This is a genomic window from Pedobacter sp. KBW06 (genome assembly GCF_003852525.1).
Lineage (GTDB): Bacteria > Bacteroidota > Bacteroidia > Sphingobacteriales > Sphingobacteriaceae > Pedobacter.
On the sequence record NZ_QAJL01000002.1, the window covers coordinates 855199 to 870492 of the forward strand.

Annotated in this window: 13 protein-coding genes; 2 read left to right on the plus strand and 11 right to left on the minus strand. The window is 41.9% G+C overall.

The features are described from left to right. The 6 genes from DBR43_RS13760 to DBR43_RS13785 form a co-directional block, all read right to left on the minus strand. Window positions 1-585, minus strand: coding sequence for a c-type cytochrome (locus tag DBR43_RS13760; RefSeq protein ID WP_233602967.1), 585 nt, complete (start codon window positions 583-585; stop codon window positions 1-3). After that, entirely contained in the window at window positions 578-1114 is a 537-nt protein-coding gene (locus tag DBR43_RS13765) for a DUF3341 domain-containing protein (RefSeq protein WP_073232044.1), read from the minus strand. The genes DBR43_RS13760 and DBR43_RS13765 overlap by 8 nt, the downstream gene beginning before the upstream one ends. A gap of 2 nt (window positions 1115-1116) precedes the next feature. After that, a complete protein-coding gene (nrfD, locus tag DBR43_RS13770; protein ID WP_074611704.1) occupies window positions 1117-2589 on the minus strand; it encodes an NrfD/PsrC family molybdoenzyme membrane anchor subunit in 1473 nt (490 codons plus the stop codon). Between the two features lie 23 nt (window positions 2590-2612). Then, entirely contained in the window at window positions 2613-5702 is a 3090-nt protein-coding gene (locus DBR43_RS13775) for a TAT-variant-translocated molybdopterin oxidoreductase (RefSeq protein ID WP_124581713.1), read from the minus strand. A 49-nt stretch (window positions 5703-5751) separates the two neighbouring features. After that, a complete protein-coding gene (locus DBR43_RS13780; RefSeq protein WP_124581714.1) occupies window positions 5752-7047 on the minus strand; it encodes a c-type cytochrome in 1296 nt (431 codons plus the stop codon). Window positions 7048-7299: 252 nt separating this feature from the next. Next, complete coding sequence (locus DBR43_RS13785; RefSeq protein ID WP_069379415.1) at window positions 7300-8280, minus strand: deoxyhypusine synthase family protein; 981 nt, start codon at window positions 8278-8280, stop codon at window positions 7300-7302. Window positions 8281-8480: 200 nt separating this feature from the next. On the opposite strand from DBR43_RS13785, the gene DBR43_RS13790 reads away from it, so the two are divergent. Then, window positions 8481-9614 carry a BamA/TamA family outer membrane protein gene (locus DBR43_RS13790; protein WP_124581716.1) on the plus strand — a complete coding sequence of 378 codons (1134 nt, stop codon included), beginning with the start codon at window positions 8481-8483 and terminating at the stop codon, window positions 9612-9614. On the opposite strand, the gene DBR43_RS13795 is transcribed toward DBR43_RS13790, so the two are convergent. Further along, window positions 9611-10393 carry an O-methyltransferase gene (locus DBR43_RS13795; RefSeq protein WP_124581718.1) on the minus strand — a complete coding sequence of 261 codons (783 nt, stop codon included), beginning with the start codon at window positions 10391-10393 and terminating at the stop codon, window positions 9611-9613. The genes DBR43_RS13790 and DBR43_RS13795 overlap by 4 nt on opposite strands. Before the next feature lie 44 nt (window positions 10394-10437). Here DBR43_RS13795 and DBR43_RS13800 point away from each other — a divergent pair, with 44 nt between their 5' ends. Continuing rightward, on the plus strand, window positions 10438-11307 hold the full coding sequence (locus DBR43_RS13800; protein WP_124581720.1) for a transglutaminase-like domain-containing protein: 870 nt from the start codon (window positions 10438-10440) through the stop codon (window positions 11305-11307). Here DBR43_RS13800 and DBR43_RS13805 read toward each other — a convergent pair. The 4 genes from DBR43_RS13805 to DBR43_RS13820 all read right to left on the minus strand — a co-directional run bounded on the left by DBR43_RS13805 (window position 11304) and on the right by DBR43_RS13820 (window position 15273). After that, complete coding sequence (locus DBR43_RS13805; RefSeq protein WP_124581722.1) at window positions 11304-12221, minus strand: alpha/beta hydrolase; 918 nt, start codon at window positions 12219-12221, stop codon at window positions 11304-11306. The genes DBR43_RS13800 and DBR43_RS13805 overlap by 4 nt on opposite strands. A gap of 2 nt (window positions 12222-12223) precedes the next feature. Next, a protein-coding gene (gene prfB, locus DBR43_RS13810; RefSeq protein WP_124581723.1) for a peptide chain release factor 2 occupies window positions 12224-13301 on the minus strand; the annotation gives its coding sequence in 2 pieces (ribosomal slippage) (window positions 12224-13240 and window positions 13242-13301; 1077 coding nt in all). Between the two features lie 72 nt (window positions 13302-13373). Then, the gene (locus DBR43_RS13815) at window positions 13374-13886 is read right to left on the minus strand and encodes a hypothetical protein (RefSeq protein ID WP_124581725.1); all 513 of its coding nucleotides are present in this window, start codon (window positions 13884-13886) and stop codon (window positions 13374-13376) included. Window positions 13887-13968: 82 nt separating this feature from the next. Continuing rightward, complete coding sequence (locus tag DBR43_RS13820; RefSeq protein WP_124581727.1) at window positions 13969-15273, minus strand: amidohydrolase; 1305 nt, start codon at window positions 15271-15273, stop codon at window positions 13969-13971. Window positions 15274-15294: the final 21 nt, after the last annotated feature.

Consider the following 15294-nt stretch of genomic DNA (forward strand, 5'->3'; position numbering starts at 1 on the left):
CTATTGTATTTTTTGTAATTGTTGAACATACATCACGACTTTCCATCTCTCTTCAGGAGACAGTTGTGAAGCATGTGAACCCATGTTGTTTAGACCATACATAATGGTATGGTAAATTTTTCCTGCGCTCAGGTCTTTCATGTTACCACCACGTGAGGAAGTCGCATCACCATGGTAAGAAGGAATACCACTGATCTTCTCAATTTTTACCAGGTGACCTTGTCCGTCGCCTTTTTCTCCATGACATGGAGCACAAAATACCGTGAAGTAATGCTTTCCTGAAATCAGGTTTTGCTCTGTAGCCGGAACGGGATTCACCAAAGCTGCACCTGCGGCTTCATAACCTTCCTTCGTATTCGGATAATCATATTTATCGAATCCTACAGGAGCGGTATGAGCAGGTGGCGTTTGTGCCGTTGCTCCGTTCTTAAAGTTTTTGTTTGGCTGATCCGGGTTATAGGCAATCGGATCATACATGTTCCTTGCATATTCTAAACCTGTACTCTGCTTATCCTTACATGCTGAAAATATTACAGCACTGGCAAGAATACAAAATGAGGCTAAAACTACTTTATTCTTATTCATAGCTAATGTACTTCCTTTCATTGTGCTTAATTTCTAAAGCACCTGCATCTTTTAATAAACCATCTATCTTACTATGTTCCGCGTTTTCTTTTGCATCAATAGCGATAATAAATCTGTCGTCTGTTGCCCTTAAGTCCATCACTCTTGGTGCTCTTCCAGGGAATAAATGTGTAGAAGCGTAATAAGCACCTACCAAACTGAATGCACAGAAAAGGATCGTCACCTCAAACATAATCGGAATAAAATCCGGAAGTGCTAAAGCTGGTTTACCACCAATATTATGTTTCCAGTCTACCACCGAGGTTAAGTAGATCAGTGCAAATGCAGACATAGTTCCTGTAATCCCGCAAAAGAAAGCGAGAATATCTAACCTGGATCTTTTGACCCCTAATTTAGCTTCGATGCCGTGAATAGGCATTGGCGTATAAACATCATGTATCTTAATGTTATTTTCCTGTAACTTTTCGATGCCGTGCATCATTTCGTCAGGATCACCAAAACTGCCTAAAATATATTTGATATTACTCATTGTTATATTTTTGCGTATTCTTCTTGTTTAACACTATCAAATTTCTCCAGAGACTCTACGTATTCCGCAACTTGCTCCTTATCTAAATGACCTTCTTTAATCTGCTCCATTTTAGATTGCTCACTCGCACTCTTCAGTAATAGTTTCACCTCAGCAATAGCGATTGAAGGCAATACCCTTAAGAATAAAAGGAACAAAGTAAAGAACACTCCGATTGATCCTACAAAGACACCCACGTCTACCCATGTCGGATAGAACATCGCCCAGCTTGAAGGGATATAATCACGGTGTAATGAAGTTACGATAATTACGAAACGTTCGAACCACATACCGATGTTCACAACGATAGACAGAATCCAGGTTGCAGGAATGTTGGTACGGATCTTTTTGAACCAAAGCAACTGAGGAGAGATTACGTTACACGTCATCATCATCCAGTATGCCCACCAGTATGGACCGGTTGAACGGTTAATGAAAGCGTATTGCTCGTATTCTGAACCTGAGTACCAGGCAATGAAAAACTCGGTGATATAAGCCACACCTACGATAGATCCTGTTAGAATGATGATCTTATTCATCGATTCAATGTGGAACATAGTGATGTAGTTTTCCAGACCTAATACTTTACGTGCAACCAATAATAAGGTTAACACCATCGCAAATCCGGAGAAGATCGCCCCTGCTACGAAGTATGGAGGGAAGATCGTGGTATGCCATCCCGGAATTACCGAGGTTGCAAAGTCCATGGATACAATCGTGTGTACCGAAAGTACCAGTGGTGTAGAGATACCGGCAAGGATTAAGGACACTGCCTCAAAACGTTGCCATGTTTTTACGTTACCAGACCATCCGAAAGAGAAGATAGAATAGATTTTACGTCTCACACCTGTTGCACGGTCACGGATCGTCGCGATATCAGGTAGTAAACCTGTATACCAGAACAATAGTGATACCGAGAAGTAAGTAGAGATCGCAAACATATCCCAAACTAACGGTGAGTTAAAGTTAACCCATAATGATCCGAATTGATTTGGCAATGGAAGTACCCAGTAAGCCAGCCATGGTCTACCCATGTGGGATACTACATACGTGGCCGCACAGATTACGGCGAAGATCGTCATCGCCTCCGCTGAACGGTTAATGGAGTTCCTCCAGTTCTGGCGGAAGAGTAACAGTACCGCTGAGATTAGTGTTCCGGCGTGACCAATACCTACCCACCAAACGAATCCGGTGATGTCCCATGCCCATCCTACTGTCTTATTTAATCCCCAAGCACCGATACCAAACCAGAAGGTATACCCTACAGAAACCAACCAAAGTGTGGCTCCGCAAAGTGCTAGTATAAATCCTATCCACCATGCCTTATTAGGCTTATTCTCAACTGGCATTAAGATATCATTCGTAATTTTTGCATACGTGATATCATTGCCGGTGATTAATGGTTCTCTTAATATTGATTCCTTATGTCCTGACATAATTTATTTTCTTTAATATCAGCTTACGCTTGTACTGTTGTATCTGTGTTTCTAATTTTTGTCATATAACCTATACCCGGCTGTACGTTGATCTCTTCCAAAACATAGTAAATACGCTCACTACGTAATGCTTTAGATACTTCGGATTCAGGATCATTGGCATCACCAAAAATGATGGCATTTGCAGAACATGCTTCCTGACAAGCCATTTTGATATCTCCGTCTTTTAATGGACGTTTCTCAATTTTAGCTTTTAATTTACCGCCCTGGATACGTTGGATACACATCGAACATTTCTCCATTACCCCTCTTGAACGGGTCGTTACATCAGGGTTAAGTACCAGCTGAGTAAATTCGTTGTTCAGGTAGTTATCGAAACGTGAATCATTCCAGTAATTAAACCAGTTGAAACGACGTACTTTGTACGGACAGTTATTCGCGCAGTAACGGGTACCTACACAACGGTTATAAGCCATATGGTTCAAACCATCAGATGAGTGTACTGTTGCCAATACCGGACAAACTGTTTCGCAAGGTGCGTGATCGCAATGCTGACAAAGCATTGGCTGATGAACTACAGATACGTTATCAAGGTTGTCTAAATGAGCAATTTCTTTCTCCTTAGTTACCGCATTGATGCCATTTCCATGTGCGCCATGTGCCGCTTTCTCACCATGAGCTTCGCCCTCTACATTAAAGCTGTAGTAACGGTCGATACGGATCCAGTGCATTTCTCTGCGCTTACGAACCTCTTCCTTACCTACAACAGGAATGTTATTCTCTACGTTACATGCAACGATACAAGAACCGCAACCAGTACAAGCGTTCAAATCGATCGCCATAACCCAGTTGTTACCTGGTTTCTCATATTTGTCCCACATATCGTAGGTTTTATGCTTGGCATGGTCATTACCTGAACCAGCTGCAGGATTCTTTTTGTATTCCGCAAACGTAGCTTCACGAATGATATTTCTACCTTCGAAAGAGTGGTGTGTTTGTGTTTGCGCCAATTCTTCTCTGCGACCGGTACCAGTTAACTGAACCGTTGTAGCATATTTAGAGGTACCATTGCTAAAGCTTACAAAAGGGAAGGCGTTTTGACCAACGTTATTTCCTGCTTTACCAACTTTGGTACGTCCATATCCTAAAGCGATGGAAGCAGTTCCCTGAGCTTGTCCCGGTTGAATCAACACAGGTAAGTCAACAGTATAACCGTTCGCTGCTTTCACAGATACAATATCGAATTCTTTATAACCTAATTTCTCAGCGAACTTAGGTGCGATAGCAATGTAATTGTCCCAGGTTACTTTCGAAACCGGATCAGGCAATTCCTGTAAAAATGCGTTGTTTGCATGTTTACCATCACGCATCGGTACACTTTCGTAAACCTGTAACTCGATGTCTTTTGCTAAAGATTTGCTGTTATTTAAAATGACAGGAATTACCGCTGCTAATGACAAGCTGAAGTTATATGCTCCTGCTGCTTTCTCTGCAACTGTAAATACACCTGTTTGCAACACATCTTTCCAGTTCTTTCCAAATAATGGAAGGATACTTTTTTCCCAGTTGTTGCGTACATATTGATAGTAATCTTTAACCGCGTTATCAGACCAGATCAATAAGCTCTCTTCTGCCTGACGGGTATTGAATACCGGATTGATCGTCGGCTGTACGATAGAGTAAGACCCTTCATAAGCGTTCGCATCACCCCATGACTCTAAATAGTTATGGTTAACCGCGATAACATCACACAGTGTGGAAGTCTCATCTTTACGGTCAGAGAAAGATACTTTTAAAGCTACTTTCGCTAAACCATCAGCGAATGCTTTTGCATTTGCCACGTCATAACCAGGGTTGGTATCTAAGAAGAATACTGCTGCAACTTCTCCCCTGCTCATTTCATTGATGAACTCTGCAAACTCTGCATCGTTACCTGCGTAACGTTTGCAAGGATTGTCTAAATCGATTGTTGTGCCGTAGCTACCAATCGCAGAGTTGATTGCATTTACCAGAATCTGGGTAGATACATCATTTGATCCTGAAACAACTAATGCTTTTCCTTTATTCTGAGCCAGCTCTTTCGCTACCAACTTAATTGCTTTATCAGCAGTTACGTTATTAGGCAAAGCGCCACCAGCTAAGTTATTTCCGGTAATGGTATTATATAAGGTAATTAATGCAGGTCCCTCTTCTGATAATTTAACAGGAACACGCGTATCTGCGTTAGTACCTGTCAAACTCATACCAGCTTCAAACTGGAAGTGACGTGACATTTTACCAGCCTTTAATGACTTGTGATTTCTGTTCGCAATGTACTGGGCAGTAAATTCTTCACCGCTGATCCAGGTTCCTAAAAAGTCTGCACCGAAACTTACGATCAGGTCAGCTTTATCGAATCTGTATTTAGGAACTACCGCTTTACCAAAGCTATTCTCATTCGCCTTGATGATACCGGTATAAGAAACTGCATCATATTGTACATGCTTGGTGTTAGGATAAGCAGCAGCAAAATCAGCAATTACATTTTTTGTAGAAGGACTGTTTACAGTTGAGGAAACCACGCGGATTTTCTTTCCTGAAGCCTGAGCCTTGTTTAACTCTCCTTTTACAAACTCATCAATTCTAGCCCATGTTGCTTTCTCATCTAAATTATTGCCCACCTTCAAGGCAGGACCCTGTAATTTAGAAACATCATAAAGGTCTAAAACCGAAGCTTGTGCCTGTGAATCCGTACCGCAGTTGAATTCTCCTGCATTTGGATTGGCATCAATTTTAATAGGACGTCCCTCTCTGGTCTTCACCAAAATACTCTGACCATTGAAACTTGAAACATAGTAGTTAGGGATACCCGGAACTACCTCCTCAGGTTTAATGACATAAGGAATTGATTTATGAACCGGAGCTGATTGACAAGCTGCAAGCGTTACCGCTCCCAGGCCGAAGCCTAAAGCTTTTAAAAAGTCACGGCGCGGGGTTACCGTACTCAACCCTGCTTCATTTAAAACATCTTCTATTGGAAGGGGCTCAGCAAATTCGTTTTTGTTGTTTTCAACAAAATCGGGAGTGTTTTTATACTCCTCTAAGCCTTTCCAGTATTTTTTATTGCTTTCCATTTAAGCTATATTACTGTTTATCGAACGTTCTTTTATTAAACTCTACTAATTAATAGTGGCACTTACCACACTCTAAACCACCCAATAATGCTGGTGTGATTTTCTCACCTTTCTTGATTTTCTCATGGGCTTCAATCACTTTCGTATAGAAAGCATTGTCTTTACCTGAAACCTCAGCGTCTTTATGGCAATTGATACACCATTTCATCGTTAGCGGAGAGAACTGATAGATTTCTTCCATCGTATCAACCGGACCATGACATGCGAAACATACCGGCTCGTTAGGTTTTAAACCTTTTTCTTTTCTGATCGCCTGCTCACCTACTACTACGTGTTGAGAGTGGTTGAAATAAGCAAAGTCAGGAAGGTTGTGTACACGTACCCACTCTACTGGTTTTTCCTTAGTCTTGTCATAAGTCAAGGTTGCAGGATCATAACCGATAGCAGTATAGATCTTCTGAATCTCAGGAGAAATCTCACCGTTGTATTTTTCAGTTGCCTGAACCGATTTGTGACAGTTCATACAAACGTTCACAGATGGGATCGTTGAATTTTTAGATTTAAATGCTCCCGCATGGCAATACTGACAATCAATCTTATTTGTACCAGCGTGCAATTCGTGAGAGAATTTAATCGGTTGTACCGGTTGATAACCAGTGTGTACACCTGTATTCCACATGCCCATCCAGCCGAATGAACCTAAGCTCACTACCAAACATAGAATGAAGAAGAATACAAACTTCTTGTTTTTGAATAACCTGCGAACGCCTGTTGCAAGAGATACGTTTTCTTCTTCGGCAAGTACAACACCTTGTCTCTGCAGAATCAAACGCTCTAACATTTTAATGGCACGTCCTAGTATTACCAATACCGCGATCGATATTAATATAATAGCAACGATACCGGCGATAGAGAAATCAGACACGCCTGTTGACGCAGCTTCAACACCAGCACCAGCTGCTGCTTCTTTCTTAGGCTCGCCTGCTTTTGCATACGCAATTACATTTTTAATCTGGTCGTCCGTCAACTGAGGGAACGTAGTCATCTCCGACGGAGAAAACTTAGATGCTTCGATCGCCTGCTTATCACCAGCATCAACTAAAGCCTTCCAGTTCCTAACCCACTTGATGGTAAATGCTTCATCCAGCTCGTTAACTTTAGCAGTTAAAGCCGGACCTGTACTGTTACGGTCTAATTGGTGACAAGAAGAACATTTATCTTTAAATATTTTTCTTCCCTCCACTACATCTTGCGCTTGTGTTGCAGAAACGATTAAAACAGATAGGGCCGTTAACATGACTGTTGACTTCCAAACTCTTCTAATGATCAATGAGATATCCCTCATAATGAGTATTTTATGCTATTTTTTAAAAAACTTGTAAACCGCATTTGATGTTCGAACTTAGGTTCTTCACCAAAACGTCCACAAAAGTAAAATTTATTAACTTACCAATGACAAATAAATGACAGTAAATACAATTTATAATCAATCTAAATAGTTCGTTTTTGGGGCTTTAAACGAGGAAAATCAGCAATTTTTAAAAAATTGCTGATTCCCGACAGCCAACCTCAAATTGGCAATATTTGTAAATTCAATTTACATTTTTAATATCCATGAAAAGATCAGTGGAGCAACGATTGTTGCATCTGATTCAACGATGAACTTAGGCGTATTGATATCCAGTTTCCCCCAGGTAATTTTTTCATTAGGCACAGCACCGGAATAAGAACCGTAAGAAGTAGTAGAATCTGAGATCTGGCAGAAATAGCTCCAGAACGGAATATTCTCCATTTCCATATCCTGATAAAGCATCGGCACTACACAAATCGGGAAGTCACCGGCAATACCTCCACCAATCTGGAAGAAACCAATTCCTTTACCTGAACTGTTTTTAATATACCAGTCTGCAAGGTATCCCATATACTCAATTCCACCTTTCATTGTCGTTGCCGTCAATTCAGATTTCATCACGTAAGATGCGAAGATATTACCCATCGTAGAATCTTCCCATCCTGGTACAACGATCGGAAGATTTTTCTCTGCCGCTGCAAGCATCCATGAATTTTTAGGATCAATCTCATAGTATTGCTCTAAATCTCCACTCAATAACATCTTGTACATAAACTCATGCGGGAAATAACGCTCACCTGCTTTTTCTGCGTCTGTCCAGATTTTATGAATGTGCTTTTGCAACCTGCGGAAAGCTTCTTCTTCAGGAATACAGGTATCTGTAACCCTGTTGTAATGGTTTTCCAAAAGATCCCACTCGTCCTGAGGGCTCAGGTCACGGTAATTAGGTACTCTTTTATAATGTGAATGCGCAACAAGGTTCATGATATCTTCCTCCAGGTTGGCACCGGTACAGGAAATGATCGAAACTTTATCCTGACGGATCATTTCGGCTAAGGAGATTCCCAGCTCTGCAGTACTCATCGCACCTGCAAGGGTAATCATCATCTTACCACCTTCATCTAAATGTGTTTCGTATCCTTTAGCCGCATCCATCATAGCTGCCGCATTAAAATGGAGATAATGTTTCTCCATGAATTGCGAGATAGGTCCTCTTGTTGTACTCATCTTTGATTAAATTTTGTTGTTGCCGCAAAAATAGGCAAATAATCGTAAAGGACTAATGATAACAACCGAACTGTTACCAAAAAGAATCTTTGCGCTAAAAACAATTCTTTAAAAATAAATCCGTTAGGAATAACTGGCCTCAATCTTGCTAAGGGATCGCGGATAACAGGATAATTAAATCTTTATACTATTTTAGGCCAATGAAGAAAATTTCGCTTTGCATCACTATACTTATTATTACCGCCGCAGACGTATCAGCGCAAAAGAAATTTATCAAAAGATATTTATCAGATAAAACAGACAGCTCCCGCAGGGCGAGCTTCATGCCCGTTCCTATATTTCGCTATTCCCAGGAAATCGGAGCGGAATTCGGACTGGGAGCACTCTACTCTACTTATGTAGACAGAAAAGACAGTACCAACCGCAGTTCCAACTTTTCCGGTGTAGCAACCATATCTACCAAAGGTCAATACAACTTCTCCTTAAAGAGCGACATCTGGACCAAAGGCAATGATTACCATCTCATCTCTGAATTCAGGTTTAAAAGAATGCCTTTTAATTTCTATGGCCTGGGCAACGAAACCAGGGAAGCCGATCTGGACCGCCTGGTACAAAGACAATCGAGAATAATGTTCGAGGCCGAGAAAAGATTGTTACCTCATGCTTATACCGGTTTGTCTATCGGCTATGAAAACTATAATTATAAAGATGAAGTGTCGGGAGGAATATTTACCACCGACCAGAGCCTGATTCATAAAAGTGGCGGCAATGTAGCATATATAGGAATCTCTCAAAGCTACGACACCAGAAACTCCAACAATTATCCGACTAAAGGATTTTTGGGCCGGGTCACTTACCAATACGCACCGGACCTCTGGGGCGGAGAAAGTTTTACAGGAAGTGTAATTAAAGCAAATGTCCGTAATTTCTGGTCGCTCTCTAAAAAATTCGTCCTCGGGGTAAACGCCCTCTTCCATACTGTACAGGGAAAGAACACGCCGTTCTACCTCTTACCACAGATGGGCAACGACGAGATGATGAGGGGCTATTATACCGGACGCTACCGGGAACGAAACCTGCTCGCAGGACAGGCAGAATTGCGCTACCGTTACAACAACCGTTTCGGAGCGGTAGTATTTGCCGGAACCGGACAGGTTTTTGACAATGGTGATTTTTCCATGAAAAGTTTTAAACCGTCTTTTGGTGCCGGAGGAAGGTATTTCTTCGATCCTGAAAAAGGACTGAGTGTCCGCATGGACTATGCCGTTGGTGAGAAGAGAACAAATGAAAAACGCCAGAGCGGATTTTACATTACCCTGGCGGAAGCATTTTAAAACTTAATTTTAAAATGCTCTTTAGCCTGTCCTTTTTTGAAGTAAACCAATCCGATCCAGAAAAGATCTACCGTAACCGTTACTTCAGGATGACGCTTGATTTCTTCCCAGGCTTCTTTCATCCCTTCACTCCAATAGATATCATCAAAAATCAACAGGGAGCCTTCATGCACTTTAGGTAAACACCAGTTAAAGTAATTAATGGTGGCTTCTTTTCTATGGTTTCCGTCAATATAAACAAAGTCCAGTTTTGGCTCCTGCTCAATCAGAGCAGGCAGTAAGGTATCAAAATTTCCTACCCGCAGCTCTACATTGTCCAGTTCCAGTTCCTGAAAATTGCGATAAGCAACTTTAGCAGTCTCCGGACATCCTTCAATCGTAATCACATCTGCCTCCGGACAAGCCCTAGAAAGATAAGCACTGGTAATCCCCAAACAGGTACCAAGTTCAATAATGCTTTTAGGTTGGTTATTCTTTGCCAAACGATAGATCAGCTGTGCCAGTCTTGGATTCTTTAAAGCATTCTTGGCAATCTGTTTTACCTTTTTTGTCCTGTTCTTATTCAGATGAGAACCGGCTCCCAGATCAGTTACCTGGATTAAAGAATCGTCATTGAAAAGTTTTTTTCTTTGTGCCTCTATGCTTTTATAGTCACTTTTAGCGTTAAAATCGTAAATTACCTCATCCGTAAGCTTATATACGAAGGGGGAGTGGGTGCCATGTCTGCTTTTAGAGGTAAAGCGATGCTTCAGATAGTCACTGATGAAATTGAAAACCATAGCTACAAAAATAAGCAATCATAAGATTCTAAGTTGCATGTTTAATGGAAAATAGTAAAGAAATAAGTGCATTGGTCAAATTGCTTGATGATCCCGATCCGGAGATCTACGAGCACATTGAAAAACGCCTGCTGGAGTATGGTGCAGAAGTTGTCCATTTTTTAGAAAATGCATGGGAACAATCACTGGATTCCCTGCTTCAGGAAAGAATTGAAAATATTGTCCACAAGATCCAGTTTTCAAGTGTAAAGGAAGACCTGAACCTTTGGTACCAAAGCGGGGCATTCGACCTTCTTCAGGGCGCTTTAGTGGTCAACAGGTACCAATACCCGGATCTTGACGAACAAAAAATCATCCTGCAGATTGAAGAAATCAAAAGAGAAATCTGGATGGGCCTGCAATATGAAATGAGTTCAATTGAAAAGATCAAACTCATCAACCATATCTTTTATAATGTATACGGTTTTAGCGGAAACACTAAAAACCACCATGACCCGCAAAATTCCTATATCAATCAGGTCCTGGAAAGTAAAAAAGGAAACCAGATTTCCCTGGCCATCATTTATTCCACCATCGCCCAAAAACTGGACATTCCGGTTTATGGGGTCAATCTCCCGCAGCATTTCATATTGGGCTATATTGATGAAAGTAAAAGAGAAGAACATGAATTTGGCGTCCTCTTTTACATCAATGCCTTTAATAAAGGTGCCATCTTCGGTAAACACGATGTTGATCAGTTCCTCCGGCAATTAAACCTGGATCCCCTGCCCGGCTTTTATGCACCCTGCAGCAATGTAGAGATCATCAGAAGAATCATCAGAAATCTGATCTCTGCTTACGAGAACCTGGGTTCCAAAGAAAAAGTAGAAGAGCTGAAGGAATTACAGGACATCCTGACCAATACCGATCTTTAAATAATTTTATTGGCTTTCATCCAGTTGACAAGACGATCGAACCACTGATCAGCGGTGGTTTTATTATTTAAACCAAAACCATGTCCGCCGCCCTGGTAAAGGTGCATTTCAGATTTAACCCCTGCTTTTACCAATGCCTGGTTAAAAACAACACTGTTTTCCACAGGAACGGTTTGGTCATCGTTGGCATGCACTAAAAAAGTAACCGGCGTTTGGGCATTCACATATCTCTCATTGGAGAAATAATCTTTCTGCGCTTCCGTTGCATTTGGTCCCGCCAGGTTCTTTGCAGAACCGGTATGCGGTGATTCCCTGAAAGAGATAACCGGATAGATCAGTACGGAAAAGTTTGGGCGAAGGTCCAGTTTTTCTTTATTCTCTATTTTAACATCCCCATAATGAACTGTCAGACTTGCCGCAAGGTGTCCACCGGCAGAAAATCCCATAACCCCGATTTTATCGGGATTAATGTTCCACTTCAAAGCATTTTTTCTCAGCTCATAAATCGCCTGCTGCGCATCCTGTAAAGGACCAAATGATTTATCCTGCATAATGGCATTATCCGGCAGGCGGTATTTAAGAACAAAAGCGGCTACACCAATTTCATTAAATTTCTTTGCCACACCATAACCTTCATGTCCGATGGCGAGAATTCCGTAACCTCCCCCCGGACAAATGATCACCGCTGCCCCTGTTGCTTTTTCCTTTGCGGGTAAAAACACACTTAAGGTAGGCTGAGAAACCTTACTGACCCTCAGGATTCCGTCTTTCCCATGTTCAATGACCTCTTTAAAATCAACAGGTGTTGGTTTTGATCCCGGAATTGCTCCGGGATATAAAAGTACATTTTCCTGTGCCCGAAGGCCAGCTACTGAAATAAAACTTGCCATGAATAGTACAATAAGGTATTTCATCTTTAGAATTCCATTAAATATGCTTTCAAAAATTCGTTTAGCTCCCCGTCCAGTACACCCTGTGCATTAGAGGTCTCATAATTGGTCCGTAAATCTTTCACCAGCTTATAAGGATGCAACACATAGTTCCTGATTTGTGAACCCCATTCGATCTTCTTCTTGGACCCTTCAATCGCTGCCGTTGCTTCCATACGCTTGCGCATTTCCGCTTCATACAACTGCGACTTCAATAAGCGTAGCGCATTCTCTTTGTTTTGCAACTGAGAGCGCGACTCCTGGTTTTTGATCACAATACCTGATGGTTTGTGGTACAACCTTACGGCAGTCTCCACTTTATTCACATTTTGTCCACCAGCACCACCGGAGCGGAAAGTCTCAAACTCAATTTCAGAATCTTTCACTTCAATCTCTATCGTATCATCCACCAAAGGATAAACGTACACAGAAGCAAAAGAAGTATGACGCCTCGCATTGGAATCAAACGGTGAAATCCGCACCAGCCGGTGTACCCCGTTTTCTCCTTTCAGGTAACCATAAGAAAAATCACCTGCAAACTGAAGGGTCACGGATTTAATTCCCGTCACCTCCCCTTCCTGAGAATCCTGTTCGGTAACCTTATAGCCGTTCTTTTCTCCCCACATGATGTACATCCGCATGAGCATTGCTGCCCAGTCGCAGCTCTCCGTACCACCTGCACCTGCTGTAATTTGCATCACTGCCTGCAACTGGTCTTCTTTACTGCTCAGCATGTTTTTTAACTCCAGCTCTTCGACCATCAGCAAACACTTGTTGTATTGCTCCTGCATCTCTTCTGCAGTGGCATCACCTGCCTGTAAAAAATCAAAAAGGACTTCCGTGTCCTCCAGTTCATTACTGACCGCCTGCCAAGCATCGGTCCAGACCTTTTTTGAATTGATTCCTGCAAGATGTTTTTCCGCTTTTTTGGGATCATCCCAGAAATCAGTTTGCAGGGTAAGTTCCTGCTCTATATAAATTTCCTCTAAACGTGTTTCGACGTCAAAGATGCCTCCTCAGCGACGCTACTCTGTCCCTTAAATCCTGTATTTGTTCTTTAGTCATAATCACAAATATATAAAATACAAAAGGCTATTTAAACAATGTTTAAATAGCCTTTAAAAAATAACAGAAATATTAATTAAAAAGTCCTTTTAGCTTGTCTACAATTCCTCCTTCGCCTTCTTTCGCTTCCCCTGGGGCTCCTCCTTTATTTCCGCCGAACAGATCTGTTAAATCCGACAACTGAAACTTACCATCATCCCCGGAGATCTTGGTCAGCACATCCTGAATGTTGAAAGAGCTATCGTTAGGATCATTCGTCTTATTGATGAATTTACTGACAATTCCAGGAATTACAGACGCTGCAATTGCTTTGGCAGAGTCCAGATTAATTCCCATTCCCGCAAGTTTGTCTACAAATCCCGACGAAGCATCCTGTACCACAGCACTTCCTTCTACGTTTCCACCTTTAAAAGCATCCACAAGACCACCAATATTTCCTGATGATAACTGTTGCTTTAGTGAATCAAAGATAGAACCAGAAGCGGCCTGAATAGCGGCTTCGTTCTGCTCATTAGGGATTGCACTATTGTTGACAATCGCTTCCTGAGTACTTTCTTTTACCAATTCATTTAAATTTTCTAACATGGTTGTTGTTTTTCTAGGTGACGTAATTTTTCTTTAATTAAATATAATCAAATAAAATGATGCCAAAATCAAAAACATGTTGTTATTTCTTTAAGTTCATATAATCAAGTGCCAGATTACTAAGGGCATTCACTCCCAGGGTAAAGCCACTTTCATCGATAAAGAAATCAGGCGTATGGTGTGAAGGTGCTTTCAACGGATCTCCTCCCTTTGGCATCCCACCGAGAAAAATAAACAAACCCGGTACTTTCTCCTGATAAAAGGAGAAATCTTCCGCACCCGTAACCGGAGGTTTTAGTTTCACATGATCAGCACCGGCAGTAGCCTTCAGGCTGGGCAGCATTTTCTCGGTTAAAGGAATATCATTGAAAGTCACCGGATAATGATTGCTGTAAGGAATTTTCACCTCTGCTGTTCCTCCACCCGATTCTGCCGTTTTCGTGGCAATCGTCTTTACCCTTTCAATAAACATGGCTTCATCTTCCTTCGTAAAATTACGAATGGTGCCGAGCATTTCTACCTTTTCTGGGATAATGTTAGACCTTACTCCACCATTGATGGCGCCAATAGTAACCACCCCCGGATTTTCCGTGACATTCAGGTTTCTACTCACAATAGTTTGCAGGTTATTCACAATTTGTGCAGAAATCACTACGGGATCTACACTGCTCCATGGATAGGCACCATGTGCCTGTCTGCCCGTAACCGTAATTTTCAGGTCGTTTACCGCTGCCATTACACCGCCCGGACGATAAGTAATGTCGCCAACCGGCGTCTGTGAATTGATGTGCAAGCCAAAAATGACCTCCACCTTAGGGTTTTCCAAAACTCCTTCTTTTACCATCAGCTCTGCACCTCCCTCTTCTCCATGCGGAGCCCCTTCTTCTGCCGGCTGAAATATAAATTTAACCGTTCCCGGAATGTCTTTTCTAATTGAAGCCAGCACCTCTGCCACCCCCATTAAAATGGCCACATGCGTATCATGACCGCAGGCATGCATCACCCCTACTTCCTGTCCGTTATACGTTGTTCTTACTTTAGAGGCAAAAGGCAGGTTCCCCCGCTCTGTTACCGGAAGCCCATCCATATCCGCCCGTAATGCAACAACCGGACCGGGCTTACCTCCTTTTAAGATCCCGACTACACCTGTTTTCGCAACCCCTGTCTGCACCTCGATGCCCAGAGATTCCAGGTGTTTCGCTACAATGCCTGCTGTTCTGACCTCGCCGTTTCCCAATTCAGGATGCTCATGAAGGTCCCGGCGCCAATCGATCACCTTTTTTTCAATGCTTAACGCTTTTTTTGAAACCTCCATTCTCAAACTGCCTTTCTGAGCGAGAACGTTTGACGAAATCATGACCAACAACACAAAGTAAAATCTTCTCATAAATATCATTTTTACGTTAAA

Bases quoted from the DNA above. Each gene is read 5' to 3' on its own strand.
- DBR43_RS13815 (WP_124581725.1), bottom strand. From the start codon at position 13,886: ATGTTAGAAAATTTAAATGAATTGGTAAAAGAAAGTACTCAGGAAGCG.
- DBR43_RS13765 (WP_073232044.1), bottom strand. From the start codon at position 1,114: ATGAGTAATATCAAATATATTTTAGGCAGTTTTGGTGATCCTGACGAA.
- nrfD (WP_074611704.1), bottom strand. From the start codon at position 2,589: ATGTCAGGACATAAGGAATCAATATTAAGAGAACCATTAATCACCGGC.
- DBR43_RS13795 (WP_124581718.1), bottom strand. From the start codon at position 10,393: ATGGTTTTCAATTTCATCAGTGACTATCTGAAGCATCGCTTTACCTCT.
- DBR43_RS13800 (WP_124581720.1), top strand. From the start codon at position 10,438: ATGGAAAATAGTAAAGAAATAAGTGCATTGGTCAAATTGCTTGATGAT.
- DBR43_RS13785 (WP_069379415.1), bottom strand. From the start codon at position 8,280: ATGAGTACAACAAGAGGACCTATCTCGCAATTCATGGAGAAACATTAT.
- DBR43_RS13820 (WP_124581727.1), bottom strand. From the start codon at position 15,273: ATGAGAAGATTTTACTTTGTGTTGTTGGTCATGATTTCGTCAAACGTT.
- DBR43_RS13775 (WP_124581713.1), bottom strand. From the start codon at position 5,702: ATGGAAAGCAATAAAAAATACTGGAAAGGCTTAGAGGAGTATAAAAAC.
- DBR43_RS13780 (WP_124581714.1), bottom strand. From the start codon at position 7,047: ATGAGGGATATCTCATTGATCATTAGAAGAGTTTGGAAGTCAACAGTC.
- DBR43_RS13805 (WP_124581722.1), bottom strand. From the start codon at position 12,221: ATGAAATACCTTATTGTACTATTCATGGCAAGTTTTATTTCAGTAGCT.
- DBR43_RS13760 (WP_233602967.1), bottom strand. From the start codon at position 585: ATGAATAAGAATAAAGTAGTTTTAGCCTCATTTTGTATTCTTGCCAGT.
- DBR43_RS13790 (WP_124581716.1), top strand. From the start codon at position 8,481: ATGAAGAAAATTTCGCTTTGCATCACTATACTTATTATTACCGCCGCA.